Source organism: Phormidium sp. FACHB-1136, assembly GCF_014697375.1.
Classification (GTDB): Bacteria; Cyanobacteriota; Cyanobacteriia; order Phormidesmidales; family Phormidesmidaceae; genus Nodosilinea.
The window spans coordinates 1-26,793 of sequence record NZ_JACJRS010000031.1; the positions used below are offsets into that span (position 1 = coordinate 1).

The window sequence follows — 26,793 nt, forward strand, 5'->3', positions numbered from 1 at the left end:
CCTCCGCTGGCTCAAGGGTGCCGTCAACAAAGGGCGTCCGTTGCTCCAACCCATCCCCCTGCTCACCGTTGACCCTGAACCCTGCTTTGCCTCTAAAAACGCCGAAGACCAGTACTATGACCGCATCTGGTTCTCTAGGATCCAGTCCATACGATGTCAATTGCCCCCCTGGGAGGCGGCATAAAGATGTGTCAGGCAGTCAGGGCATCCGCACCCGTTATTGAGCGAGATGATGATGCCCTGGTTACTCGACGGGACTTTTTATTAGCCATGATAGGGTTGACGTCGTCTCTAGAAATGCATTTATATCGTCCTTCGTTTTGTGGCGACTACTCAATAGAGACCGCCAGAGAAGCTACCCAAGAAATGCAACGGGAAGTTGTCAATCTGCTGCGGGAATTGGATACCCTGAGCCTGGAAATCCTAGCCTTAATAGACATCCACAGCCATTAGCCGCTAAGAGTCCTCCATGAAAATAACGATCCCTTTGCCATTGCTCTTGGCCCTCACCCCTGCCCCTCTCCCTGAGGAAGAGGGGTTCTGAATCTGGCTCCCCTTCCCCCTCAGGGAGAAGGAGTTGGGGGATGAGGGCCAAGACGGGACGCTTTATTCATTGGATGACTCTAAGTCTGGCTCGAGGATCTAGATTTAGTCCGTTCTGGATTTCACGGTTGTCTAGATAAGCAATGGCATGGGCATCCTAAGGGTAGATTAACCCAGGGTGCCCATGTCATGAATACAAAACTTGCTAAGCTAGCTGACACCGTCCGCGTGACTCCACGATCCCCGATCTGAACGGGACCTTATTGGCTTGCTAGCCCCCAAGGGCCACAGCACCGTTCCGGCAATGGCTCCCAGTCCTAGGGAAAAGGGCAAAACAGAACTACCCTTGGCCCTAACTCCATCCGTCCGAGGGACCACCGGGCCGATAGTCGGGCCGGGGAGGGTTGCCAGAATCCATCCGGTAGCGATCTTGGTAGTCGCTGCGGGTTTTGGGGCGACGGCGGCGCAGGCGTTCATCGGCACGGGGGGCGCTGCTGTAGGTGGATCCTTCGGAATAAATGGGGCCAGACGATTCATCGGGATAGCCCGACTGATCCGGTCGTTCCTCCGGTCGGTCGTTGGGCCAGTCCCCAGGTTGCCCGCCACCGCCATCGGGACGCTGAGCCGGGGGCCGACCACCCCGGTCGTCGTAGCGGGAGGAATAGGGATCTTGGGAATACCCAGAGGGCTGAGAATAGGGTCGTCCGCCTTCATCACGCCCCCCCAGCATGGGCCGAGGCCGAGCGTAGGGATCTTCCAACCCGTAGTCCCGTCGATCCAGTTCTGCCCGCAGATTGGCGCGGCTGTCTTCACCATAGATCGGGCGACTGGGGCGAGATGGAGGCCGATAGCCACCACCGCCATAGCCATCCCGACCATCCCCCTGGGGGGTAGGACGACCCTGGTAGGGTTCGCGGGCGTTGATATTTTGAATCAGTAGGGCGGTCAGCATCCCCACCATGATCATTTGCTGGAAGGAAGGAATCAGCTCCATGGTGAGATGCCCCAGCAGGAACACCCCAGAAATCAGCATCAGAACGGCGTAGACCCGATCTGCATCACGCCCATATCCCGGCCTAAAGCGTTCTAAAAAAAACAGCGCAACGGCGCTGAGAACCAAAAAAATACCAAGCAGCAGGGGAACGGGAGTACCAAAATTCACAGCGGATTCCTCGATAGGATGGCAACGCTAAGGCTAGGAGTTCCCCAAGGGCCAGAGCGCATACCAGGGATGGATAAAACCGGATCCGTAGGGAGCCAGATAGAGCGGCGAGGGCAATGGTAGCCACTAGGCAACCCCAGCAGCAGCCTCACCAATTCTAACGGACTTCCGACGATTCTATGGAGGCTAGGGGGCAGGGGGATACAGACTCAGAGGATTGGTTCGGCGCTTCAAACCTAAGAAGGGTCGGTAACTGTGTCACCGACCCTCTGCACTGCTAGCCCTAGAACAATGCAACGACTACTGACGCTGAATTTTATCCCGCTGGCTGAGGAAGAGCAGAGCAATGGTGGCGGGGATGACGACGATCAACGCTCCAGCCAGAATGCTGAGGAGAAAATTGGCGAGGGAAGGTGTCATAGGGGTTTGTCCTGATAACGATTTCGACAAATTGTTAATCAATATTATGGATCAACTTAACACCGTGAACACAACGGCCCGTCTAGGATGCGGCCTCAAACGGTCAAATCCCTAGGGTTTCTGGGGTTGGGGGAGGATAATGCCGTGTTTACAAAGCTTTAGAATGGGGATAATGGTCTAAATGTTCAGGTGTGACTATGGCTATGTCCGCAGTGTTGAATTGGGGTGTGGGGCTCTTGCTGGCCCTGATGACCCTGTTGTTTATCTTCCGCATTGTGCTCACCTGGTATCCCCAGGTTGACCTCACCAAGCTGCCCGTTGCCCTCGTTGTGCGGCCCACCGAACCGCTCCTGGCTCCCGTGCGTAAGCTGGTGCCTCCCATCGGCGGCGTCGATATTTCCCCGGTCATTTGGGTCGGCATCATCACTCTGCTGCGGGAAATCTTGGTGGGGCAACAGGGCTTGCTGCGAATGCTGGGCTAGGTAGTCCGTGGATCCAAAATCCGGGTGTACAACGTCCGAGCGCAACGTCCGAGTACAACGTCCGGGCGTATGACACCCAAGTTGATAGCCTTCGGTCTGGGATGACGTCATGGCCGACTCAACTTCTACCTTGTCCCCCCCTAGCAGTCGCCGAGATCGCCTGCGCTGTCACCTGGAAACCACCGACACCCTGGCGGGGCAGATCCTCAATAGCGCAATTGTGGGGTTGATTTTTCTATCTGCTGCCATTTTTGTCATTAAAACCTATCCGATTTCGCCCGACCTGGATGCCTGGTTGAACATTTTGGATTGGCTGATTGTGCTGGCCTTCTCTCTGGAATATGGCCTGCGATTATGGGTGGCTCCTAATCCCTGGCGCTATGCCTTCAGCCTTTACGGCTTGCTGGATTTAGCGGCCATTTTGCCCTCCTGGATTGGGGTCTTTGATATTCGCTTTTTGCGATTCTTTCGGTCATTGCGCATCCTGCGGCTGGTGCGAATTTTCAATGATCGCCTCTGGTTTGGCCAAGTTACCAGTGCCGAGAGCCTGATTCTTCTGCGAATTTTGTTTACCCTAGCAGCCATTATTTTTATCTACTCTGGCCTCATTTTTCAGGTCGAACATCCCCGCAACCCAGGTAGTTTTAACACCTTTGTGGACGCCCTTTATTTTGCGGTCGTCACCATGACCACTGTGGGCTATGGCGATGTTACCCCCATTTCCGAGGCAGGCCGAGGGCTAACGGTGGCCATGATTTTGACCGGAGTTGCGCTGATTCCGACCCAAGTGAGCCGCCTGATTCGACAGTGGGCTAAGGTGACCAAATCTCGCCATCATCCCTGTCCGGGTTGCGGTTGGACGAGTCATGACGACGATGCCCGATTTTGCAAACGTTGCGGCACTGCCCTAGGATCGACGGATCCCTTGGGGCCGATGGAGTGAAGGCATAGGGATGACCTTCCTTCACAAAGATTGGCCCTGGGAAGAGTGCCTTGGCCCTGGTGCCTCGTGGTAAAACGGAGAAGGTCTTAGGGGCTCGGTGCCCAGGATGGGTAGATCGGTGCTGACGGTGACTCACATTTTACCTGCGGATCCGATGGCGACGGTGGTGGCTGAGTTGGCCCTCACCGCCCATGACCGCACCCGATCCCGCCATCGCTTTGTGGCCACCGATGGCACCCCCATCCAACTGAACTTGCCTCGCGGTAGCCTAGTGCGGGGGAATACCTTGCTTGCCAGCCCCGACGGTCTGCGGGTGCGCGTAGTGGCCAAATCGGAACCCGTGTTAAGGGTGACAGCAGAGTCGCCCCTGGCCCTAACCCGCGCCGCCTACCACTTGGGTAACCGCCATGTTCCCCTCGAAATCACCCCCGGTAGCCTCATGCTAGAGCCCGATGCTGTTCTAGAGGCCATGCTGTTGCAACTAGGCGGGCTGACCGTCGAATCCCTCGTGCTGCCCTTCGAGCCAGAGGCCGGAGCTTACCACGGGGGCCATGTCTCCAGCAGTCACTCGCACGACTCACACGGATCCCACGCCACCCCCAAGCCACAGGTGACCACCCCCCATTCCCACGATCATCCCCATGGACGCTAAACCAGAATCTCCCGTCGCCCTGCTGCGCCTATTGCAGTTGGCCAATCCCGCCCTGCCCGTGGGAGCCTACAGCTATTCCGAAGGGCTAGAAGCCTTGATTTTGCAGGGCATGGCCACCCCTGAAGCGGTGCTGCAATGGCTGGAGCAGGAGTTGGCCCTAGGATTGGTGCGGATAGAAGCGGCCTACCTTCATCGCGTTTATGGCTTAGCCCAGGGAGGGCAATGGTCACAGATTGCCGAGGATAACCGCTGGCTCTCGGCCCTACGCGACAGCGAAGAAAGCCGTAACCAAAGCTGGGCCACTGGACGTGCGCTGGTGCGCCTCGCCAATGACCTCCACCCAGAACTGACGGCTACCCTCATCTCCCTCGGCCAACCCTGCAACTTTGCCGTCGGGTTTGCTGTCCTCGCTGCCCATTGGGAGATCCCGGCCTCGGCGGCGGTGCTGGGCTACCTTCAGGGTTGGGCCACTAATTTGATCACCGCTGCGGTGAAACTGGTGCCCCTGGGCCAAACCCAAGGTCAACAAATGCTACTCGACCTCACCCCCGCCCTGGCGATGGCCGCTACCCAAAGCGCTACGGTCAACCCCGATCATCTTGCCCTTGGGGGGTGGGGGGCATCCCTGGCCAGTATGCAGCACGAAGCCCTCTACAGTCGCCTTTTCCGCAGTTAAAGGTGACAGAGGGAGGGGTGCATTGCGGCCCAGGAGATTTAGCGTAGGTTTGCCAGCATGACGGTGCCACGAATGCACCCTATGGTTCTGATTGAGGTTTTGTAGCGGTTGGCTCTTGGGGGGATGGCTAATGGGGATTGGCGTTGGTGTAGGTCAAGGCCGGGGTATACCGAGATCCGTCAACACCTCCAGCAACGCCGGATAGCCCTTGCCCGTCGGCCCTTCCAGCCAGGTCAGGAGGTCAACGGCACGTTTCCCCTGAGCCTCTGAGGAAATGAGGCCAGTGGATGGTTTGAGCCCAAATAGAACCTGTTCAAATTGAGGATCGGGCAGGTCGGATAAGCGTTGGACGAGGACAAGGTGGGTGCGGTTATCAATCGGATCGGGCGGGGTCGGTTCTGAGCCTTTTTTGTCGGGAACTCGGTCTAGGATGGCCCGAAGGTCAAAGCCATCGAGCAGGATGCCGATGGGAACCTCTTGATCGCTCAATTCACAGTCAACGGTGAATTTTCTCCCGGCTTCTTGGCGCTTTTTCAGGGAGGTGCGAAGCCGAAAGGGCAGCCCTCAGACCTAGCGTATTTGCCCGAATGTTTAGATCACGACCCCCGCACCTACACCAGCGGACAACTGGCTGAAAAGCTGAACCAGGAGCGTTTGGTGGACTTGAGCCGTGACCGACTGCGCCGATTGCTCAAACAAAAAGATATCGGTGGAAACGAACTCGACACAGCCGTAAACGGAAGCAAGACCCCGTCCAGCAAGCGCGTCAGCAGGCCGACCTAGAGACCCTGGTGCTGGCGGCTGAGGAGGGTTTGGCGGATATCCAATACCTGGATGAAGCAGGCTTCTGTCTCTGGAGTCCGGTCAGCGATAGCTATCATCCCATCGGCGAGCGGAAACAGAGGTCACAAACGCCGACCCGCCATGGTCGTCGGAGACGGGACGCATGACCGTGGTTGTGCAGGATAACGGTTCGCTTCACACCAGTCGTCTGGTGCAGCAACAGTGGCCTCGGTGGCAGGAACAAGGCTTGTTCATCTTCTTCCTACCGCCCTATTGTTCCGAAAGGTAGCTTGCTTCCCAAAGGGTATCCGATTGAAACCCAATGGCGGCAGTTGAAGTGTCATGAGATTGCGGGCCAGATGTTCGACAACGAATATGATCTCGCCATGACCGTCATTGAGGGCATGGAAAGGCGCAGCAAAGCCGGAGATTACCCGCTGGAACGTTTTATCTTTAATTGCGCCTAGCTACTAAACTGTGGAGGATCACTATGTGGTGATTCCCCAACTTCGGGTGTACCGCACATCTTAAATCTTCAGCACCCCCTCTGGATTGACAGTGAGGATGGGGCGGCGTTTGGCCCCTTCCCGCTGGAGGATGGTATTGGCGGCAAGGAGACCGCTGCTGACCGCCCGTTCCATCAGGCCGCAGGGGAAGGGCATCCGCACCCAGTCGCCTGCGAAGAGGAGGTTATCGGCGGTGGTGGCGGTTTGGGGACGGTTGGCAAAACTTCCTGGCGGGAATCCGGCAAAGTTCTTTTGGTTCACCAGTTGCCGATGGAGAATGGTAGCCCCTTTGAGTTCGGGTACGATCTCGTAGAGTTCTGCCTCGAAGGTATCCAAAATATCCGCCTGGGTGGGGAATTCCTTTTCCTTGTAGCAATAGGCGTGGAGTTCGACGACGCTGCCCCCGGTGCGTTCGGCCCAGTTGATGTAGTCTTCCTGGATGCGATGGTAGAGGGTGATGCTGTCGGTGAGGCGATAGCCGGAGAGGGAGGTAAACCAGCTATGCTCCCAGGGGAAGTCGCGATCTAGCCAGAAGCGCCCGACCGCAAAGGGATCGGCGACCTGGAGTTCGTCTACCTGCTGGGCCAGGACGGGTTCCACGGTACCCTCCGCCAGGGCAAAGAGAGCCTTGATGCCGGGAATATCCGCCGCCATGATGTAGTAGTCGGCGGTGAGATCGTGGCTGGGGTTGCCGCCGGATTCGGCATTGGCGGCGATCAGTTGGATGCGGTCTCCCTCCCGTTGCAGCACTTTGAAGGCTGTGAGATTGTCCTGGGCAGGGCCAGACAGAACTTCCCCATCGCTGGCGTAGGCGGCACCGTGGCAGGGGCAGAGGTAGCCGTCTTTGGTGGTGTCTACCTGGCGCTGCACGCTACAGCCCTGGTGGGTGCAGGTGAGGGAGAGGGCGGTTTTGGCCCCCGGTGCGAGGGAGTAGACCTGGTCGCCTGCGCCGAAGTACTCCAGGGTGTCGTTGCTGAGCAAGGGATTGCGTTCCACCCAGAAGGGCACGGGGTTAGTGGCTACGCTGCCCTTTTGGTAGGACATTCCGGTAATTTTGCCCTCCTCCCAGCGCACCTGGCTAACGGTCGTCCCGGTCAGCACTTCGCCGCCGTTGGCCTTGATCGCCTCCACCATGGGATCAACCAGGGAACGGCCCATATCCTGACAGGTGCCGTTGAAGGCCAGTCCCTCTGGATTACCAAAGAAATAGAAGTGGAAGAACTGCATCAGTTCCCCAGCGCTGAGCACATCCGGCGCGTTCAGGCTGGACTTGGCAAAGGGCAGGAAATACAGGTCATACAGCCCCTTGGGGAAGTCGTCACCGACCCATTCCGCCATGGAAAGATGGTCAAGACGGTTATAGCTCTGGGGGTTGCGAAAGCCCGTAATTTCCCGAAACACCTCCAGGTGCTTCATGTGGGTGAGGTTGATGCCCCACTTGAGACGATTGGAGGAGGAAATGGCCAAATCCACGATATTCCACGGAAAAGCCGAGTTGCTGGGCCGAAACACCTCCGGCGCATAGCCCTCTTTATAGACCAGGGAATAGTAGTCCAGGGATTTGAAATTCTGGCGAATGTTCAGATCATTCACCAAGCTGAACAGGTTGTAATACTGGGGGAAAAAGCCGTGGAAGCCGTGCTCCATCATGAAGTGGTCGTCGCCCACCTGGATCGGCCAACTGGCGATTTTGCCGCCCAACTGGGGGGATCGCTCAATCAACGTTACCGCTACGCCCCGCTGGCTGAGTTCGTAAGCGGCAGCCAATCCGGCCAAGCCACCGCCAATCACCACGGCTTTTAAATCCCGCCCCACCTGAAGCGGCAATTCCAGCCGATCCTGCTGGAACACGATGGGCTGAGGCTTGCTCAGACGAGAATAGCTCAACAGCGCCGCAATGCCCCCCACTCCAAAGAGCTTGAGGACGTTACGACGGGCGAGGGTTTGGGCAAACAGCCCCTCAAGGGATTCACTCATTAGACGTGTGCTTTGGCTTACATGAAACTCAGCCCCCAGGAAAGACTCCTGCGAGGTGTGTGGAGAGCGGCAGTTTTTGGCAAACGGTATCACAACCCTCCCGGCCAGAGGAGGGGGAGTGGACAGTTTCGACAGAAACGGCCTTAGACTCAGCCGATTCAGACGATGCGGCCCGACCCCGATGAAACCTCTTAAGACTGTAGTATTAAGTTGCCTTTACAGTCTATAAGAATCCATGAAATACCTGCGAGAGACCATCGCCGTCGCCCAGCGGATTTTGGCGGAGCTGTGGTGCCGTAAGCGCAGCCTAATTTTTTGGGCGATTTTTCCGGTGCTGCTGCTGATCCTCAACAGCCTGATCCTGGAGGAACGGGTGCAAATTCCCCTGGCGGATGCGTATACCCTGGCGGCTCCGTCTACCTTGGTGGGGGCGGCGCTGTTTTTTAGCGGGTTGGGGGGCAGCTTGGCCACGGTGGTTTCCGAGCGGGAGCAACACACCCTGAAGCGGCTGTTTTTGTCGCCCCTCAGCGGCGTGTCCTATTTTTTGGGGATTTGCTTGGCCTACGTGGTGATCGGCCTAGGCCAAACGGTGCTGATGTACGGTATTGCCTTCTCCCAGGGGGCCACCTTTGAGGGTTCCATCGCCGCTGGGCTGCTGATTGTGCTGCTGAGCATGGCCGCCTACGTGGGGGTGGGCTTTGTGTTGGGTACCCAGTTGGCCCGCCGCACCGAGGACGTGAACTCTCTGGTAGCTGCCTTTGGCATTCCGCTGATGATTTTGGGCGGAGCCTTCATGCCCACAGACTTTTTCCCAGAATCCCTGATCAATCTCACCCGGTTTAACCCGATTTTTCACATGATTGAGGCCATGGTGGGTATTGCCGCCGAAGGGAACACCCTGGCCGAAGTGGGCGAACATGTCTGGTTTCTGGGGATTTTTGCCGTGGCCATGGTGGGCACGGGCTGGCTTTCTTACCAGCGCATGGTGCAGGTGGAGCGGCAGTTGTAGGAGAGACCGCCCCAGGGGAAGGCCAAATCCGAGTTGGGATTCTCCGATTTCTAGCCCGCCAAACCGTAGGGGCACGGTCTCCTCGCCCGCTGATACTGGGGGTAAACCAGACTAATTGAGTAGAATGCAGGGCTAACGTAAGCGTCCAGACCGCCAAATGCTGTAGACCAGCCACAGCCCCAACAAACTGGCGGCGATGAACAGAGCGATGGTGAGCAGTTGCACCTGGGAGGATTGGCGTCCGGTGGAGACAATGGCGGCCCCAATGATCAGGGCGGCGACGACGGTGCTGAAGGAACGGCGGTTGGCGGCATCGTCAATGCTGCGGCGCAGGTCGTCGAGACCTTGGATTTTAAGATTCCACTGAAGCTGTTCGGAGCTGAGCCGATCCAGCAAAAAGCCGAACTGCCGGGGGGAACTGAGGGACAGGTTGCGAAACTCTAGCCCGGTACGCAGGATAGCTTGCAGGGGATCGTCGCCCACCAGTTGATGGCGAAACAAATCCACCATCAGGGGCCGTACTTCGTCGATCAGGTTCACCCCAGGGTTGAACTGGCGGGAGGCTCCCTCTAGGTTGGCTAGGGATTTGGTAAATAGGCCCACATTGGCGGGCCAGCGTAGGTGGTTGCTGATGCCTGCTTCCAAAATTTCGCCAAACACCACGGCGGTACTGAATTGCTCCAAACTCAGGCCGTAGTAGCGCCCCAGCAGGCGGGTGTAGTCGCTTTCTAATCGGGCCAGGTTGACGGGCTGGAGGGGTTCCGCCAGTTGCAGGGTGAGCTGGGCGCAGCGCTGGGCATCGCAACTGGCAATGGCCAGCACCATCTCCGTTAGGGTAGATCGGGTGCGGGGATCGAGGTGGCCCATCATGCCGCAATCGAGCAGGGCGACGCGGCCATCTTGCAGGTAGAACATGTTGCCGGGGTGGGGGTCGGCATGGAAGAAGCCATCGACGAAGTACTGCTGAAAGAAGGTGCGAAACAGCAGCGTCGTCACCTGTCCCCGCTGTTCCACAGGCAAGTCGGCCTTCAGCAGCGGCACTCCCTCCAGCCAGGTCATCACCATCAGCCGCGCATTGGTGAGTTCCCACACAATGTCGGGGATCACTAGGCGTTTGGGGTCGTACCAACTGCTTTGGGAGAGGTTGCGGCGCAGTTGGTCGGTGTAGTGGGCCTCGGTGAGGAAATCGAGTTCGGCGTTGAGGGCATCGGCAAATTCTTCGGCTAAGCCCACCACGTTGTAGCGCTGGCCGAACTGGGTGGCCGACATCAGCCGCGCCACATCGCGAATCAGGGCCATGTCCTGATCTACCTGGCGTTCGATGCCGGGACGCTGCACCTTGAGGGCGACGATGCGGCCATCCTTAAGCTGGGCACGGTGGGTTTGGGCGATGGATCCGGCGGCAATGGCGCGGTAGTTAATCTCGGTAAAGATTTCCTCTGGCGGGCGGGGCAGGGCGGCGCGAATTTGGCGTTCGGCCTCCGATGCGCTGACGGCGGGGACGGTGCTTTGCAAACTGCTGAGGGCTTCGATGTAGCGGGGGGGCAACAGGTCGGGGCGGGTGCTGAGCAACTGGCCCAGCTTCACATAGACAGGCCCCAATTCGGTGAGGATATTGACTAAGACCTCCGGGGGCGGGATATCCGGCTCGTCGGTTTTGCCCCCCATCAACAGCCGCCGCATATAGTCCCAGCCGTGGCCGAGCACAATTTCCACAATTTCCCGCTGTCGGGCCAATCGAGACGCAGACACCAGAGGGACTTGCATAGAGTTTCCGCTACCCGTTTGCTCAACCACCACGCCCCTATCTTACGGCCTAGAGCTTGGGGCTGAGGGCAATCCCCGATATGGCGACCTGGGGTGTAAGTATCCTGCCCCCTGAGCTTACCCCCGCACCAAGGTTTCTAGGGTATCGGCGGTGGTGGGCAGGGCAGCGGTGAGAACGTCGCTACCCTCCTCGGTGATCAGCACGTCATCTTCGATGCGGATGCCGCGCACGCTGGCAAAATCCTCCAGCCGTTCCCAGTTCACGGCGTCATCGTATTGGCCAGACTGACGGGTGGGCTCTAGAATACCGGGCACTTGATAAAACCCTGGTTCGATAGTGACCACCATGCGGGGGGCGAGGGGCCGATCCAACCGGAGAAAACCTAGGCCAAAGCGTTGGCTGCGCTGACGACCCAGTGCATAGCCCGCCCTATCACCCAGATCCTCCATGTCATGCACATCCAGCCCCAGCAGGTGCCCCACCCCATGGGGGAAAAACAGCGCATGGACATCGCGCTCTACCAAATCATCGGGCTGACCCCGCAAAATGCCCAAATCCACCAGCCCCACCGCCAGGGTACGGCAGGCCAGCAGGTGGAGATCTCGGTATTCCACCCCCGGCTTGGCCGCCGCAATGCAGGCATCGTGGGCCGCCAGCACTACGTCATAGACCTCCCGCTGGGGGGGCAAAAATTGTCCCGACACAGGCCAGGTGCGGGTGATATCCGCCGACCAGCCCTGGGGGGTTTCGGCCCCGGCATCCACCAACAGCAAATCCCCCGGTTGCAGGGGGTGGTGATACTGATCGTTATGCAGCACCTCACCGTGGGTGGTGACGATACTGGTGTAGGCGCAGGGGCACTGGTGGGCCATCATCACCTGCTCGATGGCGGCGCGAACCTCGGCTTCGGTGGTGGCTGGGCGGGTGGCCATCATTCCGGCCCGATGGGCTTGCACCGAAACCTGGGCGGCGAAACGCATTTCCGCCAAGGCCCAGTCGTCGTGGCTCAACCGCAGATCTACGATAGCTTGCACCAGGGCTATTTCCTGAGCGGTAGCCTGGGTGAGATCGGCGGGTAAGGCGACGGCGTCTACCGCCCGCTGGGGTAGTTCCGCCAGGGGATACACCGCTTGGGCACCGATGGCCTCGGCCTGGGCCGCTGGGCTAGGGGTGGGGCCATGCCACAGGGCCGCACCGGGGCCGGGTTCATCCATAAACAAGGTGGCCTCGCCCGACTCCAGCACTAAGGCCGCACCGGGCAGGGGTCGTCCGGCAAAGTAGAGGAAATGGCTGCTGGCCCGAAAGGGGTAGGTATTGGCCGGAAAGTTTCGCGATGGAGGCGTTCCGGCCCATAGCACCACGGGATTTGGGAACCGCTGAGACAACCCCGCCCGCCGCTGAGCTAAACATGCCAAGGCCAACGACGATAGTCCATCTCCTGGCGGGAAGCCGATGACCTCAAGGTCGTTTGGGGAACGGATGCCCTGGACTGTATCTATCGCATTGACCCTAGTCATAGAGGTTTTTCCGTCAAAATACATTTTTTTGCTAAAACCTTAAAGCTAAGTGTAGGGCTACACCATCGACTGGGCTAATAGCGTAGGATACTTCTATAATTCATAAGCTCCTTTACAAACACAGTTCAAATATACTACTTTAAGCAGGATGATAATTCACCTAGCTTAGGTTTAGCGTGATGGCTTCCTTAACTCTTCGCCCAGGGGCACGGGTTCGCCTAAAAGGCCAAGATGCCCACGTTCCAGATTTCTACGTCGTTTGCTGCGAATACGACCAATGCTGGGTGCGGCAGCAAAATTGGAGCCCAGACACCGCGATTAACGTCCGCTTTTCCCAGTTGTTCATTCCTGACCTTTCCTCGGTGGCCCCCGCCGCTGCTGTGGGAGGATCGGCCCTGGCTCTGCCGCCCTTAGTCCCCGTCGCCCCCGCTGTGGCTTCGGCGGAGGTGCAAGCATTGCCCCAGCGCCTCCCCGACAATGTGATTGATATGGCCGCCTACCGCCGCCGCAAAGCCCGTTAGGGTTGTCCTAGGTCGTGGCATTGCCGGACGGATTGCCGCAATCTGATTGTCGCAATCCTTTGGAACTGAGGGCGAGGTGTAGCTGGGGGCACAGAGCCCCACCGTTGGCTAGGAGTAAGTTAAAATACTCACCACCCCGACCAAGGTCAAAGCTGACGTCAGACTACCTAAAACAACGGGGTAGGGCAATGCTGTTTTATCTCGCTGACGAACGACTATGGCGCTTCTAGCCCGATTGCTTCAGCTTTTGCGATTCCTTGAGGAATTGCTAGCGTTTCTAGACATTTTGGCCACCCCCGTAGGGCAAATCGCCAGCCTGGGGGTCTTACTCTACGGAGGTTTGCTCACCTTCGGTAGCGATGCCTCCACAGCGGCAACCCTGGCCGGATCCGTGGCCTTGGGCTTCAGTTGCTTGCTCACCCGCCCCCGAAACTAACCTAACCTAACCTAACTTAAGCCTATGACCACCAGTGACAATCGCTTAGACCGCATCGAAGCCCTGATCGAGCAAACCATGCAGACGGTGCAGCACAGTGCAGCGGCCATTGATCGCAACGCGGAAGCGATTGATCGCAACGCGGAAGCGATTGATCGCAACGCGAAAGCGGTTGATAAGCTGACCGATGACCTGGGGCGGTTTAATCAGCGTCTAGACAACTACGAGCAGGGGATGCGCTGGGTGGTGCAGTTGGCCTTTGCCCTGTTGATTTCGGCGACGGTGGCCTTGGTGGTGAATGCTACGGCATTTTTAGTCCGGCTTTGGCTGTCGGCCTAGCCCTGCCGCGACGATAGAATCAGCAATCCCAGAATAGAAATCACGAAATCATAGAATAGGTCTGTGCCCCGGCGTCTCTGCCTCTGGCTTGCTGTGGTTAGCCTGGAGGGGTAGGCTCAAAACGTAGCGTTAACCCAGGACAGGCCCATGGTGCCAGCGGCAGAGGCGGAGGCTTTAATCTTATCTCTGATCACCCCCCTTGATGGGTCGGATGCCCTGGAAGCGGTGGCCTTGGGGGCCGCAGCAGGGCGAATTTTGGCTCAGCCCGTCACCGGAGCCTTGGATATGCCCCACTGGGACAATTCGGCCATGGATGGCTATGCGGTGCGGTACGCGGATGTCGCTCAGGCCAGCGCCGATCACCCCGTGGCCCTGACCCTCACCGAAACCATCCCCGCCGGAAAGCCCCCCACCCAGCCCGTGGCCCCAGGGCAAGCGGCCCGCATCCTCACCGGATCGATGATGCCCACCGGGGCGGATACGGTGGTGATGCAGGAAAATACCCAGCTTCAGGACAACCGGGTGCTGATTTTAGACGCGCCCCAGCCCGGTCAGTTTGTACGCCATCGCGGCAGTTTTTACCAGGCAGGTCAACCCCTGATGGCGGTGGGAACCCGGTTGGGCGGGCCAGAATTGGCGGTGTTGGCGGCGGCGCAATGCGTGAATGTGCCTGTGTTTCGACGGCTGCGGGTGGCGATTCTCTCCACTGGGGATGAGTTGGTGAACCCAGAAACGCCCCTCCAGGCGGGACAAATTGTGGACTCTAACCAGTACGCCCTAGCGGCCTTGGTGCAAGCGGCGGGGGCCGAAGCTATTCCCCTCGGCATTGTGCCCGACCAGCCCAAAGCCCTAGCAGCGGCGATTCAGTCAGCCCTGGCCCAGGCGGATGTGATCCTCTCCTCCGGCGGCGTTTCCGTGGGGGATTTTGACTATGTAGATCGCATCCTGGCCGACCTGGGGGCTACGCTCCGTATCCGATCCGTAGCCGTTCGACCGGGTAAGCCCTTGACCGTGGCGACGTTTCCCTCGGTGAATGCCCAGCATTCCCCCATCCTGTACTTTGGCTTACCGGGAAATCCTGCGTCTGCCCTGGTCAGCTTTTGGCGCTTTGTGGAACCTGCCCTACGGAAATTGTCGGGACTAAGGGAGGGCTGGTCTCCCCAGTTTGTGGAAGCCGTGACCCAGCACCCCCTCAAGGGCGGTGGCCCCAGGGAAATCTACCTCTGGGGGCGTCTGTCTCCAAATTCCGCAAACCCTAGCCGTTACGACTTCGCCCTGGCTGGAGGGAGCCACAGTTCCGGCAATTTGGTCAATCTAGCGGGGGCCAATGCCCTGGTGGTGATTCCCGTAGGGACGGAACTCTTACCAGCGGGAGAGGTGGTGCGAGTGATGATAGTGCGGTAATGGGGGTTAGTTGTTCGTTATTCGTGATTAGGAATTGGGGGAGGCGTATGGTAGGTCAGGGGTGGACAGTGAGATCTCTGGCGGTGGTGCTGGTGCTGATGGGGTGTGCTGCGCCGGAGCCGAACGGTGGGAAGGCGGTTATGGATTCGACCGCCACCCATTCAGCGACCACAGATTCGACGAACACGGATAATGCCTCGGTGGGGGCGAACGGTGAGGTAGGGAATACGGAAACGAGGGCCGTTACACCGATAACCGTGGCGGCCAATCCCGATGCTCCGGTGGATTCGTCGGTGCAGGTGGTGACGGTGCTGGAGGGGCTAGAACACCCCTGGGGCATGGCCTGGTTGCCCGATGGCACGATGCTGATTACCGAGCGTCCGGGCCGAGTGCGGCGGGTGCGGGATGGGGTGCTGGATCCAGAGCCGTTGGCGGGAGTGGCTCCGGTATTGGCTGAGCGCCAGGGCGGGCTGTTGGACATTGCTCTGCACCCTCAATTTGAGGACAATCGCTGGGTTTATTTGGCCTATGCCCACGGCACCGCTGCGGCGAATCGGCTACGGGTGGCACGGGCCAGACTAGAGGATCAGGGGTTCGTGGACTGGACGGTGATCTTTGAAACCAACCGCGACAAACCCCAGGGGCAACACTTTGGCTCACGGCTGCTGTGGTTGCCCGATGGCACCCTGCTGGTGGCGGTGGGGGATGGCGGCAACCCGCCTCTGCGGCTGGATGGGGAGTTGATTCGGCACCAGGCCCAAAATCGCCAGAGCCACCTAGGCTCCATTGTGCGGCTGAAGGACGATGGAACCATCCCCAGTGACAATCCCTTTGTAGGCGAGGCCGACACCGACCCGGCAATCTGGAGCTACGGCCACCGCAATATCCAAGCCTTGGCCCTGGATGCCGCTACGGGGCAGATCTGGTCTACGGAACATGGCTCGCGGGGGGGCGACGAACTGAATCGGCTCAAAGCGGGGGCAAACTACGGCTGGCCCCTGGTCACCTACAGCGAAGAATATTCTGGTGGCCCCATCTCCGATGCGGTGTCTCGCCCTGGCTTGGTAGACCCGATTCTATACTGGACGCCCGCCATTGCGCCGTCGGGGTTGGCGGTGTATCGCGGCGACCGCTATCCCCAGTGGCAGGGGCAGTTGTTCGCAGGTGGCTTGGTGGCCCAAGCGTTGCTGCGTCTGGAATTGGACGATCAGGGGCAATTGGTCAATGAGGCCCGCATCCCCATCGGCCAGCGGGTGCGGGATGTGCGCCAAGGCCCAGATGGCCTCCTCTACGTCCTCACCGATGCCCCCAACGGTCGCCTCATTCGCCTCGACCCCAACCCCTAACCCAAGGTTTGCCCAACATCCTAGACAACGTTGTCAACCCTAGGGAACGCTCTATCCCCCCAATCCGAACGGGAAAGCCCCGATTCCGAGCCCGATAGGCCGTAGGGGCAAGATCCCCTCGCCCGCTGATACTGGGATCCCACCAGACTTAGGGTGAACCCTCACTGTTGCCATTGGTTAAGGTCGCTATAACCACCACGACCATTGGTTAAGGTAGACATAACCGTCCAGAAATCCGTCCAGAGATCCGCCCAGAAATCCATTCAAATCCACTTATCTATTTTTGTCGCCCACCCTATGAACCACAACTGGTTAGTCACCGATGACGGCCAATACCATCCCTTTGGTCATCCCCATGTCTCAGAACCGGGGCAATACTACCGCCTCTACCGTTTTTTAACGGATCTAGAAGACATCCTGGCCACCTTCCACGACGACATCAGCCGATTGGAGGCGATCACGCCTTTGGTGCGCAAGTTGTTGACCAGTTCCTATTGGCTGCGAACCACCTACCAACTGCCCCACCCAGACCAGGGTTGGGCTACCCATAGTCTCTACCAAGAACAGGACTTTCCCCTCACCCTGCATATGGTGTGTTGGCGACCGGGCTATCAAGCCAAGTTGCAAACCCACGATACCTGGGGCATTCTGGCCCTCGTCAGCGGTCAAGACTGCCATGAACTCTGGCACCACAGCCCCCAGGCCCAGTCGCCCCAGGCCCTCGAACCCCGGCAAGACCTTCTGCTCAACCCCGGTGATGTGTTGGCCTTTACCCGCCACAGTAGCCACCGGGTTGGCCCCCAAGGAGAGGTGCCCACCGTAGCCCTGGGCCTCTACGGTGCGCCGATGATCACCATGGGGTAGCGAACCGGAAGTGGATCTGGCGGGTGGTTGCCAAGGACAGATCGACGGGCTATTTGCGGCCTAGGGTGGTCTGCCATCGTGCCAGTCTCAGACTTGTTGTTGCAGGCGAGACGCCTGGTCGCAGAATATTGGGTTGCCTGTGCCTAGAGGATCTTGTCCATGCCGTAGATTAGGGACTTGAGCGCCATTACCCGACGCACGCAGAGCAGCACCCCCGGCATAAAGCTGGCTCGGTCGCTGGTGTCGTGGCGGAGGGTGTAGAGTTGGCCCGGTGCCCCAAACAGGATTTCCTGGTGGGCAATCAGTCCCGGCAGGCGCACGCTGTGGATGTGGATACCCTCTGGGGTCGATCCGCCCCTGGATCCGGGTAGGGTTTCGGTTTCCTTCACCAGGGAGGCATTAAAGGACTTTTGGGCCTCGGCCAGCATTTGGGCGGTTTGCACGGCGGTGCCGCTGGGGGCATCGGCCTTTTGGTTGTGGTGGAGTTCGATAATTTCCACATGGTCGAAATACTGGGCCGCCTGCTGGGCCGCCTGCTGCATCAGCACTACGCCAATGGAGAAGTTGGGGATGATCAAACAGCCAGTGCTGGCTTTGTCGGCAAATTCCGCCAGGTCACGGATTTGCTCGGAACTTAGCCCCGTGGTGCCCACCACGGGCCGCACTCCGTAGGCAATCGCCGCCCGCACCGATTCATATACGGTATCGGGGTGGGTGAAGTCCACCATCACCGCCTGCCCTTCGCTTTGGGCGGCAACCAGAGTGGCTTCCAGGTCGTTCATAATGGGCACTTCCAGGGGCCGAAAGCCGATTACCTCGCCAATGTCTTGGCCCAGCAGATCGGGCTTTTTGTCGATGGCCCCCACCAGGGTCATGTCTTCGGCCTGGGCCACGGCTTTGATCACCTCACGGCCCATTTTGCCGCAGGCACCGTTGACAACAACGGGAATGGTGGTTTGGGTAGTCATGGGGATGGGGATAACAAACTAAATTTTTTCAGCCAAAGACTTGAGGTATTCGGTATTCACGCCGGACTCGCGGGGAAGGGCGATTTTCCCGGTGCGGGCCACTTCGCGTAGGCCAAAGCGGTTGAGCACCTGCACAATGGCCACCATTTTGCCCGGATCGCCCACCACCTCTAGGGTGAGGGAGTCTTCTGACACATCCACCACCCTAGCCCGGAAAATCTGAGCCAGTTCGATCACCTCGGAACGGTTGACGCTGGTGGCGTTCACCTTCAGCAGCATCAATTCCCGCTCCACACAGGGGGTATAGGTGACATCGTTGACCTTGATCACATTGACCAGTTTGTAGAGCTGCTTGGTCAACTGTTCAATTACCTGCTCGTCGCCCGGAACCACCATGGTAATGCGCGACACGCCAGACTTCTCGGCAGGGCCAACCGCCAGACTTTCAATATTGAACCCCCGGCGGGCAAACAACCCCGCAATGCGGGTGAGGACTCCGGCCTCATCTTCCACCAGCACGGAAATGGTGTGCTTGATGGCCTGGGGGACGGGGGTAGCGGCAGTGGTGGGCAGGGTGGCAGTGTTCACCATAGGACAGGGAAGGGAATTTGCTAGGGTTGGGAACGGGAGTTTTGCGGTTCGATGGCGACTTCAGGGGGCATAAACCTCTCCTCAAGGGCCACCATAAGGACGACGACGGGCATCGTCCACAAATCATCATCATACTCCTAAACCCTAACCCCATCGGCAACCGCAACAATGGCTTAAACAATGGCAGAAGAACGAAGGAACGGCAAGACAGGGCCAACGAGATCTCAGGGTGAGAAGGCCGATGTGCCCCCGTGCCTGAGATTTAGAACCGTTGTCGTCGCCGATACCATGCGGGGTTTACCCTGGGCGATTCACAACCACAACGAGTATTAGCTGCACTACCCATGCCGTTGGAAATCCAGGAAAGCAGGCACTTGCTCAGCTAAATTGGGCCAGCAATAGTGTCTCGGATGGTTGCATAGTTGTCTGTGCCGTTAAAGCAAATCGGTTCGTTATGTCTTAGGACTTTAAGGCTATAAAAAAGATTCATGATTCCACACAACATGAATGCCCCAAGGCGTAGGGTAAAGAGTGAGCGGAAAAGCCGCCGGACAACCATCGTTATACTAAAAGCCAAACGCCATAGTTCACGATGGGCATTTAGTAGCTCTTGGGGCATCATTTTAGCGGGCTGAAAGGCAACATTATAGCCGTTGTAAAATTCCCACCCTAGGCCAGGAATTAGGCGACCTTGATCTTCCATTTTGGCATAGGCACGGGTTCCCTTAAAGGGGGTGAGAACACTAAGAAATGGCACATCAACACCAATTTCCTCAAGCTGATTCGCCGTATCTCGAATGCTATCTGGAGTATCGCCATCGAGACCCGAAATAAACCCCGCCATCACACCAATACCTCGGTCATGAAGCTTCTTGATTTTACTTTGGTATTCAGCCACTTTATTTTGGCGTTTGCCTGCATCAATTAGCGATTCTGTCCCAAAGGATTCTATGCCAAAGAATACACCAATACAGCCGGAATCACGCATTAAATCTAGCAGTTCCTCATCCTGAGTGATATCCATGCTGGCCTGGGTTAGCCACCACTTTTTGAGGGGAATCATTTGACGCAACAGCTCTTTAATATAGGGACGGTTGGCGGTGAGGTTATCGTCCCAAAACCACACGAGCTTGCGCTGCCACCAGTGAGGGAAATCGTTGTAACGAATGTCGTTTAGAACCGCTTCAATGGGCCGAGTGCGAAAGCCAGGGTTGAGCATAGGCACCGTGCAAAAGGAACAGCTAAACGGACAGCCACGGGTAGCCTGCACCACCCGCCGAACCATATATTTGCTGGGGAGTAAATCGTATCTTGGCGTTGGAATTTCCGTCAGTGGTAGAGATTCACCCACATATCTCAACTGAAGCTGATTTTGTTCAATGTCCTCAAAAATTTGTGCCCAAACTGATTCCCCTTCCCCAATCACCACCGCATCCACAAACCGCAGGGCTTCCTCTGGGGCAAAGGTGACATGCGGCCCTCCAGCAATGGTCATTTTCCCCCGTTGACGATAGGCTTTGGCTAAGCGATAGGCTTCAGGAGCAAAACCGCTAAAAAAGGAGAGGACGACCACATCGGCATCGGTGTCTAAGTTCACGGGTTCTACCTGCTGATGGATAACCCGTACCTGATGTTTGGCGGGAGTCAGGGCCGCTAGATGAATGCCCGTTAGGGGCGGCACAAAATGAAGTTCATGCCCCTTTTGATACCGCTGAATGTAGACAATAATAATGTCAATTTTCATGGGGTTTACTCAGATAAATGACCCTTACCCCCTAACCTGCTCTGCCGCGAATCCCAGAATTCTGCCTTGGGCTGCCTCTACAATTGTGGCGGCTAGACGAAAGAACTCTGGGATCTCCACATACTGCGATCTTCTATGACATCAGGGAACGCAAACCCTACAACGGGGTGGTGGAACGGGCGCAGGTGCCCCGGCCCCACTGCATGTCGTAGCCGACGGAGACTTGGTCGCCTACCTGGGGAGCACGGGTTGAGAGATGTACCAGGGTGACATCGGCGGCACCATTCACCGAACCGCGCCAGATGGCTTGGCCTTTGTCGTTTTTGCGGTCGTAGCTGAGGGTGGTTTCGGCGATAGTTTGCCCCGTACTGCGACGGGTGAGGATAATGCGGGAGAATCCAGCCTCACGGGTATAGAGCACCCGGAAGTTAACGTCGTTGACCCCAATGGATCCGGGGCACTGCATTTGTAGGTTGTCTTGGTTGGGTTCTACCTGGGCAATCACCGTGGACTCGGTCGTAACGGCGCGGGAAGGCAGGGCCATGGCGAGGGTGCTAAAGCTGAGCAGACCAGCACCGATGGCGAAGGCGGTTTTGCGGGCGGCTTTGGAGATAGGGGCAGTCATGGTTATGGATTGTCCTGGGTCATCAGTGGAATGTATTGCCGGGATTCATCAAGGCGATGAATAAACGAAAGGTGTGTGAGGAGCGAGGGTGTGTGTGAGGGACGTGTGCCAGGGAGATGGGGCGGTGGGAGAGTCCTGGATTCCAGATCCCAGGGTTCTTCAAGAACCCTGGGATCTAGCCGTTCTAGCTCTAAACCTTGGTGCCGAGGCGCTGGGTGATTTCTCCGGCGTATTGTTCGGCATTGAGGCCCACTACCAGGTGCAGCACGTTTTCCTGCACCCTCATCATCCCCTGCACTCCGGCGGCTTGGAGCGCGGTTTCATTTACGGAAACCGGATCGGTGACTTCCACCCGGAGACGAGTCAGGGCCACGGCATCGACGGTACGGAGGTTGTCGGCTCCACCGAGGGCGGCGATCATAGCCTCGGCCTTTTCGCCCGCCTGGGGATCGGGGGGAATTTTGGCTAGATCGGGGGCAGTTTCATCCACAAAGCCTTCGGCGGGGGCTTCCACCATGTCCGCTTCGGGGCCAGCCACTTTCAAATAGTCGCCCATGTCGGTTTTCAGGTTGTCGGAGCGGGGGCCGAAGATGGCCTGGGCGTTGTTGCCCACTTGCACGACTCCAGACGCGCCCAATGCCTTCAGCCGGGGCACGTTGACCTTGGCCATATCGGCGACTTCAATCCGCAGGCGGGTAATGCAGGCATCGAGATTTTTGATGTTGCTGCGTCCGCCAAAGGCCAGCACCAGAGCCTTCGCCATTTCGGCTTTGTCGCCCGTAATCGCCGCAGAGACATCATCGGTGCCCGTGTCTTCCTCACGACCGGGGGTTTTGAGGTTGAAGTGGTAGATCATGAAGCGGAAGGTGAAATAGTACACTGCCGCAAACAGGGGCGCTAGGGCCAAAATCAGCCAGGTTCGGGTGCCCAAGCTGCTGAACAGCACAAAGTCAATCAGCCCGTGGGAGAAGGTGAAGCCCATCCGCCCGCCCAGGGTGACAAACAGCCAGTTGCCAAACCCGGCAATCACCGCATGGACGGCAAACAGGGGCGGCGCGACAAAGAGGAAAGAGAACTCAATTGGCTCGGTGATGCCCGTCAGGAAGGAGGTGAGGGCAGCGGAAATCATCAGACCCCCCACCTGCTTGCGGTTTTTGGGCTTGGCGCTTTGCCAAATGGCTAGGGCGGCGGCGGGCAGGCCAAACATCTTGAACCAGTAGGCTCCGCCGATGATGCCAGCGGTGGGGTCTCCGGCAAAGAAGCGGGCAATGTCCCCCGTCACCTGTTGCCCGGTAATCGGGTCGGTGAAGGAGCCGATTTCAAAGAAGAAGGGCACGTTCCAAACGTGGTGCAGACCAAAGGGCAGCAGCAGGCGCTCGATGAAGCCGTAGATGGCGACGGTGATGGCGACGTTGTCCCCCTCGGCGGCGGTGGAGGCAAAGCTGTCAATCAGGGCACCGATGGGGGGCCAAATCACGCTCATCACCAGGCCCATCAAAATGGCGGCAAAGGCGGTAATGATGGGCACCGAGCGCTTCCCGGCAAAGAAGCCCAGGTAGGGCGGCAGGGTAATCCTAAAAAACTTGTTGAACATATAGGCGGCGATGCAGCCCATAATCAGGCCGCCAAACACCCCCGTATCTAGGGTAGGAATGCCCAGCACCGAGGTGGTTTCTAGGCCCATGCCGATAGCCACGGTGCCCAGGGTGGCCAAAAACACCATCAGGCCCACCGTGGCCGCCAGGGCCGAAACGCCATCGTTGCCCGTGTAGCCAATGGCCACCGCAATGGCAAAAATCAACGGCATACTGGCAAAAATCGCGTCGCCAGAGTTCCGCATAATGGCCGCCAGCCACTCCGGCAACCACCAAAATTTAGAGTCCGTCAGCAGCCCTTGTTCAATCTGCTGAAGCTCAATCAGACGGGCGCTGCCCAGGCCCAGCAGCAACCCTGCCACGGGCAACACCGACACGGGCAGCATCAGCGACTTGCCCATCTTTTGCAGCAGCCCAAAGGCTTTATTCCAGGTTTGTTTGAGGTCCATGGGTTTAATCGACAGGTGGATAGGTGGGTGGCCCTCACCCCCAACCCCTCTCCCCAAGGGCGAGGGGGGCCGGAAGGTGGTTCGGTTTTTCCTAATGCAAGAAGGATTCTGAGGGCGAGAGCTTTGGAAATAGGGGACTTGGGTGAGTAGGTTGGGTGGAACGGGGCGAAACCCAACATCGGGGTTTGTTGGGTTCTGCCATCGCGGCACCCAACCTACGCAATCACTTAATTAGGCAAAAAGGTTAGGGGGATTGGGTGGACGATACCAGCGGTCTTCGTGGTAGGCAGACTTGAATGTTTTTAGCGTCTGCTGGTACCGCTGATAATCGTTGCGACCTGAGCAGACTCTGTAGAAGTGGTCGCGGCCATCGAATAGGTCACAGAAATCACAGTAGTAATGGTCGGGTTGGCCCTCAACCTGGTCGCCATGGACATAGTGCCGCTGCTTCATGCTTCTACCTCCAAACGTTCTTCTATGAACTCTTCAACAGGGACATTGTGGACACAGGTTTCACCAGCAAACGTAGATGTTGTGTTGTCCGACTCCCCTCTCCTCCCTGGGAGAGGGGCCGGGGGTGAGGGCTTCGAGGATTACGCATCATCCAAGGGCACCAGGTCGCGGACTTGGGCGGCGGAATCGAGATTCAGGGCTTGTTGGGCGAGTTCCTGACAGTGGGTGTAGCTGAGGGTTCTCACCTGGGCTTTCACCGAGGGAATCACCGGGATGCTGACACTGAGTTCTTTGACTCCTAGGCCAACCAGGATCGGCACCGCCTGGGGATCGCCCGCCACGCCGCCGCATACCCCCACCCATTTGCCGTGTTTGTCGGCTCCGCGCACGGTGATGTCAATCATCCGTAGCACGCTGGGGTCGAGGGCATCGACGAAGGGGGCCAATTTGGGGTGGCCGCGATCCATGGCCAGGGTGTATTGGGTGAGGTCGTTGGTGCCGATGGAGAAGAAATCCACCTGTTCGGCGAAGCGTTCGGCCATCACCGCCGCCGAGGGCACCTCGATCATGATACCGATTTCGATGGGGGGCACACCCAGCTTTTGGCGCTCCTCTTCCATCACTGCCTTGGCCATGTGGAGTTCTTCTAGACGGGCAATCATCGGGAACATCACCCGTGCCTTACCTGCCGTAGAAGCTTTGAGGATGGCGCGAAACTGAGTTCGCAGCAGTTCGGGACGGTCGAACCCCAGGCGAATGCCCCGTTCCCCTAGGAAGGGATTTTCCTCGTGGGCCATGGGCAGATAGGGTAGGGGTTTGTCGCCCCCCACATCCAAGGTGCGGATGATCATGGGCTTATCTGGCCCCAGGGTCTTGAGGATGCTGGCGTAGATCACCTCCTGCTCGTCTTCGCTAGGGGCGGAACTGGCCTCCATAAAGACAAATTCCGTCCGCAGTAGCCCGACCCCTTCGGTGCCGACCTTGAGGGCGGCTTCGGCATCTTCTAAACCGCCGATGTTGGCCACCACTTCGATGTGCCGTCCATCCTGAGTGTGGGCCAGGTCAAAGGCGTGGCGTAGGTCTTCCTCCTGCTTGGCCTTTTGGCGGGCGATGCGGGTTTGGATGGCCTCGATTTCAGTGGCGGTGGCATTGAGGCGCAGCTTGCCCCTGGTGCCGTCCAAAATCACCGGGGTGCCGTCGGGCAGATCCAGGGTGCGGGCCTCGATGCCAGCAATGGCAGGGATACCCATGGAACGTGCCAAAATCGCCACGTGGGAGGTGGCCCCTCCGGCGACGGTGCAGAACCCTTTGACGCGGCTGGGGTCGATGGTGGCCATATCCGAAGGGGTGAGGTCTTCCGCCAGCAGGATGGTGTTTTCGGGGAAGAGCTGGGTTTCTTCCTTCACGCCGAGGAGGATACGAAGGACGCGATCCCCCACGTCCCGCAGGTCGTTGGCTCGTTCTGCCAGGAGGTCGTTTTTAAGCTGGGCAAGCTGGTTGGCCTGGGTGGTGTAGGTTTGCTGCCAAGCAAAGGCGGCACTTTTGCCCTTGTCGATGGCGCTGGTGGCGATGTCCGCCAGTTCCGGGTCGTCCAGCAATTCCTGGTGGGCCGAGAAAATTGCGGCCTTGCCGGGATCGCCCTGGCCGTGCACCTTAGCCCGTAGGCTTTCAATTTCTAGCTCCGCCTGGGCCATGGCCTTCTCCAGCTTGCGGCGCTCGGCGTTGGGGCTATCTCCGGTTTCGGGCACGTTGAGTTCCTGGCGACGGGCGCGGAGGGTGTTGCCCACCGCTAAGCCTGAGGACGCGGCGACCCCCAAAATGATGTTCGGGTCATCGCTCTTGGGCCGGGGTGCCGGGGCAGACACTTCGGACTGGGCAATGCTGGCGGGGGCCGACATAATCGGCGTGGCCCCCTCTTCCCCTAACCCAGTGCGGACGGCTTCCTCCAGTTCGGCAATGGCTTCCTCGGCATCGGCCCCGCTGGCCTCTAGGGTGACGGTATCGCCTCGCGCAATCTCCATCCCCATCAGCCCCACCACGCTGCGAACATTGGCGCTGTCGCTGCCCCGGTGAATGCGGATGGTGGACTGGTACTTCTTCGCCAGTTGGGCCAGCACCGCCGAAGGTCTGGCGTGAAGCCCAGACGGATTGGGAATGATGATGCCCTTCGACCGAATCGTCAACCCAGCGGCCTCGTCTTCGGTAGCCGCGACCTCAGCCAAAACCAGGGTCAGCACCGTATCCCTAGCGGCATTGGCAAACCCCACATTGGGCCGAAATTCCGCCACCCGCTCCCCATTCGTCACCACAATTTGGGTCAGTAGACTACGGGCCTTCTGGGCTACAAAGTCGGCATCAAACTCGATTAGGATGTCCCCAGTTTTCACCTGGTCGCCCACCTTCACCTTGGGAGTAAAGCCCTCCCCCTTCAGGGCCACCGTATCCAGGCCAATGTGCATGAGGATTTCGATGCCCTCGGCAGTCTTCACCGTGGCCGCATGGTTAGCGCTGTGGATTTGCACAATTTCCCCATCGCAGGGGGCCAACAACGCCTGACTGGTGGGGTCGATGGAAATGCCGTCGCCCACCATCTTTTGGGCAAAAACGGGGTCGGGCACGGTCTCGATGGGCACCAACTGCCCAGACAAAGGAGCCACCAAAACCAGGGTTTTCGTTTTGGCAGGAGGGGCTTGCACAGTGGTCATAGCGGATTTGAGTAGGGAGTTTCGGTGGATGGCCCTCACCCCCAGCCCCTCTCCCACGGGGAGAGGGGGGCCGGAAGGTTGTTCAAAATTCGTCTCCCCAATAGCGACCGCTCATACACATCCTGTTTTCATGCCGTAAGTCCTTGGAGATCCCCCTCAATCCCCCTTGAAAAGGGGGACTTTGATTCCGGTTCCCCCCTTACTCAAGGGGGACTTTGATTCCGGTTCCCCCCTTTTTAAGGGGGGCTAGGGGGGATCCACACAAAGAACCAGTCCGCATAGAGACTTATGTATAAGCAGTAGCCCCAAGGGAGA

The 26,793-nt window shown here is 58.4% G+C and carries 26 protein-coding genes; 13 read left to right on the plus strand and 13 right to left on the minus strand.

All coding sequences use genetic code 11. From position 1 onward, the window contains the following. A partial coding sequence (locus H6G62_RS11300; protein ID WP_190492888.1) for a hypothetical protein occupies positions 1 to 184 on the plus strand: 184 nt, incomplete at its 5' end. 711 nt (positions 185 to 895) lie between these two features. Here the strand turns inward: H6G62_RS11300 and H6G62_RS11305 are convergent. Beyond that, positions 896 to 1,705 carry a Ycf66 family protein gene (locus tag H6G62_RS11305; protein ID WP_190495124.1) on the minus strand — a complete coding sequence of 270 codons (810 nt, stop codon included), beginning with the start codon at positions 1,703 to 1,705 and terminating at the stop codon, positions 896 to 898. Between the two features lie 300 nt (positions 1,706 to 2,005). Then, the gene (locus tag H6G62_RS11310) at positions 2,006 to 2,125 is read right to left on the minus strand and encodes a photosystem II reaction center X protein (protein WP_190495126.1); all 120 of its coding nucleotides are present in this window, start codon (positions 2,123 to 2,125) and stop codon (positions 2,006 to 2,008) included. A 197-nt stretch (positions 2,126 to 2,322) separates the two neighbouring features. On the opposite strand from H6G62_RS11310, the gene H6G62_RS11315 reads away from it, so the two are divergent. The 4 genes from H6G62_RS11315 (at position 2,323) to H6G62_RS11330 (ending at position 4,878) form a co-directional block, all read left to right on the plus strand. Then, the gene (locus H6G62_RS11315) at positions 2,323 to 2,607 is read left to right on the plus strand and encodes a YggT family protein (RefSeq protein WP_190495128.1); all 285 of its coding nucleotides are present in this window, start codon (positions 2,323 to 2,325) and stop codon (positions 2,605 to 2,607) included. Positions 2,608 to 2,716: 109 nt separating this feature from the next. Then, positions 2,717 to 3,550, plus strand: a complete 834-nt coding sequence (locus H6G62_RS11320; RefSeq protein ID WP_190495131.1) for an ion transporter — start codon at positions 2,717 to 2,719, stop codon at positions 3,548 to 3,550. Positions 3,551 to 3,656: 106 nt separating this feature from the next. Next, positions 3,657 to 4,202 (plus strand): urease accessory protein UreE, encoded by a 546-nt coding sequence (gene ureE, locus H6G62_RS11325; protein ID WP_190495133.1) that lies wholly within the window; start codon positions 3,657 to 3,659, stop codon positions 4,200 to 4,202. Next, positions 4,192 to 4,878, plus strand: coding sequence for an urease accessory protein UreF (locus H6G62_RS11330; protein WP_190495135.1), 687 nt, complete (start codon positions 4,192 to 4,194; stop codon positions 4,876 to 4,878). Before ureE ends, H6G62_RS11330 begins: the two co-directional genes overlap by 11 nt. A 153-nt stretch (positions 4,879 to 5,031) precedes the next feature. Here the strand turns inward: H6G62_RS11330 and H6G62_RS11335 are convergent, their stop codons facing one another. After that, complete coding sequence (locus H6G62_RS11335) at positions 5,032 to 5,367, minus strand: hypothetical protein (protein WP_190495137.1); 336 nt, start codon at positions 5,365 to 5,367, stop codon at positions 5,032 to 5,034. Here H6G62_RS11335 and H6G62_RS11340 point away from each other — a divergent pair. Continuing rightward, on the plus strand, positions 5,356 to 5,661 hold the full coding sequence (locus H6G62_RS11340) for a hypothetical protein (protein WP_190495139.1): 306 nt from the start codon (positions 5,356 to 5,358) through the stop codon (positions 5,659 to 5,661). The two genes, H6G62_RS11335 and H6G62_RS11340, sit on opposite strands and share 12 nt — an antisense overlap. A 527-nt stretch (positions 5,662 to 6,188) precedes the next feature. Here the strand turns inward: H6G62_RS11340 and H6G62_RS11345 are convergent. Continuing rightward, a complete protein-coding gene (locus H6G62_RS11345) occupies positions 6,189 to 8,144 on the minus strand; it encodes an FAD-dependent oxidoreductase (RefSeq protein WP_190495141.1) in 1,956 nt (651 codons plus the stop codon). A gap of 235 nt (positions 8,145 to 8,379) precedes the next feature. Here H6G62_RS11345 and H6G62_RS11350 point away from each other — a divergent pair, with 235 nt between their 5' ends. Continuing rightward, positions 8,380 to 9,153 (plus strand): ABC transporter permease, encoded by a 774-nt coding sequence (locus tag H6G62_RS11350; RefSeq protein WP_190495142.1) that lies wholly within the window; start codon positions 8,380 to 8,382, stop codon positions 9,151 to 9,153. 132 nt (positions 9,154 to 9,285) lie between these two features. On the opposite strand, the gene H6G62_RS11355 is transcribed toward H6G62_RS11350, so the two are convergent. Beyond that, positions 9,286 to 10,920 (minus strand): AarF/ABC1/UbiB kinase family protein, encoded by a 1,635-nt coding sequence (locus H6G62_RS11355; protein WP_199324911.1) that lies wholly within the window; start codon positions 10,918 to 10,920, stop codon positions 9,286 to 9,288. Between the two features lie 117 nt (positions 10,921 to 11,037). Next, the gene (locus H6G62_RS11360; protein ID WP_190495144.1) at positions 11,038 to 12,438 is read right to left on the minus strand and encodes an aminopeptidase P family protein; all 1,401 of its coding nucleotides are present in this window, start codon (positions 12,436 to 12,438) and stop codon (positions 11,038 to 11,040) included. A 179-nt stretch (positions 12,439 to 12,617) separates the two neighbouring features. Between H6G62_RS11360 and H6G62_RS11365 the strand changes: the two genes are divergently transcribed. From H6G62_RS11365 to H6G62_RS11390, 6 genes are all read left to right on the plus strand, one after another. Next, the gene (locus H6G62_RS11365) at positions 12,618 to 12,959 is read left to right on the plus strand and encodes a hypothetical protein (RefSeq protein WP_190495146.1); all 342 of its coding nucleotides are present in this window, start codon (positions 12,618 to 12,620) and stop codon (positions 12,957 to 12,959) included. Between the two features lie 217 nt (positions 12,960 to 13,176). After that, positions 13,177 to 13,395 (plus strand): hypothetical protein, encoded by a 219-nt coding sequence (locus H6G62_RS11370; RefSeq protein WP_190495148.1) that lies wholly within the window; start codon positions 13,177 to 13,179, stop codon positions 13,393 to 13,395. A 24-nt stretch (positions 13,396 to 13,419) separates the two neighbouring features. Next, a complete protein-coding gene (locus H6G62_RS11375) occupies positions 13,420 to 13,734 on the plus strand; it encodes a hypothetical protein (RefSeq protein ID WP_190495150.1) in 315 nt (104 codons plus the stop codon). A gap of 147 nt (positions 13,735 to 13,881) precedes the next feature. After that, a complete protein-coding gene (gene glp / locus H6G62_RS11380) occupies positions 13,882 to 15,138 on the plus strand; it encodes a gephyrin-like molybdotransferase Glp (RefSeq protein WP_190495152.1) in 1,257 nt (418 codons plus the stop codon). A 68-nt stretch (positions 15,139 to 15,206) separates the two neighbouring features. After that, positions 15,207 to 16,484, plus strand: a complete 1,278-nt coding sequence (locus H6G62_RS11385; protein WP_347239336.1) for a PQQ-dependent sugar dehydrogenase — start codon at positions 15,207 to 15,209, stop codon at positions 16,482 to 16,484. Positions 16,485 to 16,781: 297 nt separating this feature from the next. Then, entirely contained in the window at positions 16,782 to 17,348 is a 567-nt protein-coding gene (locus tag H6G62_RS11390; RefSeq protein ID WP_190495154.1) for a cupin, read from the plus strand. Positions 17,349 to 17,491: 143 nt separating this feature from the next. On the opposite strand, the gene dapB is transcribed toward H6G62_RS11390, so the two are convergent. The 7 genes from dapB to ptsP all read right to left on the minus strand — a co-directional run bounded on the left by dapB (position 17,492) and on the right by ptsP (position 26,478). Further along, positions 17,492 to 18,316: a 4-hydroxy-tetrahydrodipicolinate reductase gene (gene dapB / locus H6G62_RS11395; protein WP_190495156.1), complete on the minus strand. Its 825-nt coding sequence runs from the start codon at positions 18,314 to 18,316 to the stop codon at positions 17,492 to 17,494. An 18-nt stretch (positions 18,317 to 18,334) separates the two neighbouring features. Continuing rightward, positions 18,335 to 18,853 (minus strand): acetolactate synthase small subunit, encoded by a 519-nt coding sequence (gene ilvN, locus H6G62_RS11400; protein ID WP_190495214.1) that lies wholly within the window; start codon positions 18,851 to 18,853, stop codon positions 18,335 to 18,337. Between the two features lie 436 nt (positions 18,854 to 19,289). After that, entirely contained in the window at positions 19,290 to 20,651 is a 1,362-nt protein-coding gene (locus tag H6G62_RS11405) for a radical SAM protein (protein ID WP_190495158.1), read from the minus strand. Positions 20,652 to 20,808: 157 nt separating this feature from the next. Further along, the gene (locus H6G62_RS11410; protein WP_190495160.1) at positions 20,809 to 21,276 is read right to left on the minus strand and encodes a hypothetical protein; all 468 of its coding nucleotides are present in this window, start codon (positions 21,274 to 21,276) and stop codon (positions 20,809 to 20,811) included. 190 nt (positions 21,277 to 21,466) lie between these two features. Beyond that, positions 21,467 to 23,320: a glucose-specific PTS transporter subunit IIBC gene (ptsG, locus tag H6G62_RS11415; RefSeq protein ID WP_190495162.1), complete on the minus strand. Its 1,854-nt coding sequence runs from the start codon at positions 23,318 to 23,320 to the stop codon at positions 21,467 to 21,469. 231 nt (positions 23,321 to 23,551) lie between these two features. Beyond that, on the minus strand, positions 23,552 to 23,773 hold the full coding sequence (locus H6G62_RS11420; RefSeq protein WP_190495164.1) for a hypothetical protein: 222 nt from the start codon (positions 23,771 to 23,773) through the stop codon (positions 23,552 to 23,554). A gap of 140 nt (positions 23,774 to 23,913) precedes the next feature. Next, the gene (gene ptsP / locus H6G62_RS11425; RefSeq protein WP_190495165.1) at positions 23,914 to 26,478 is read right to left on the minus strand and encodes a phosphoenolpyruvate--protein phosphotransferase; all 2,565 of its coding nucleotides are present in this window, start codon (positions 26,476 to 26,478) and stop codon (positions 23,914 to 23,916) included. Between the last annotated feature and the right edge of the window lie 315 nt (positions 26,479 to 26,793).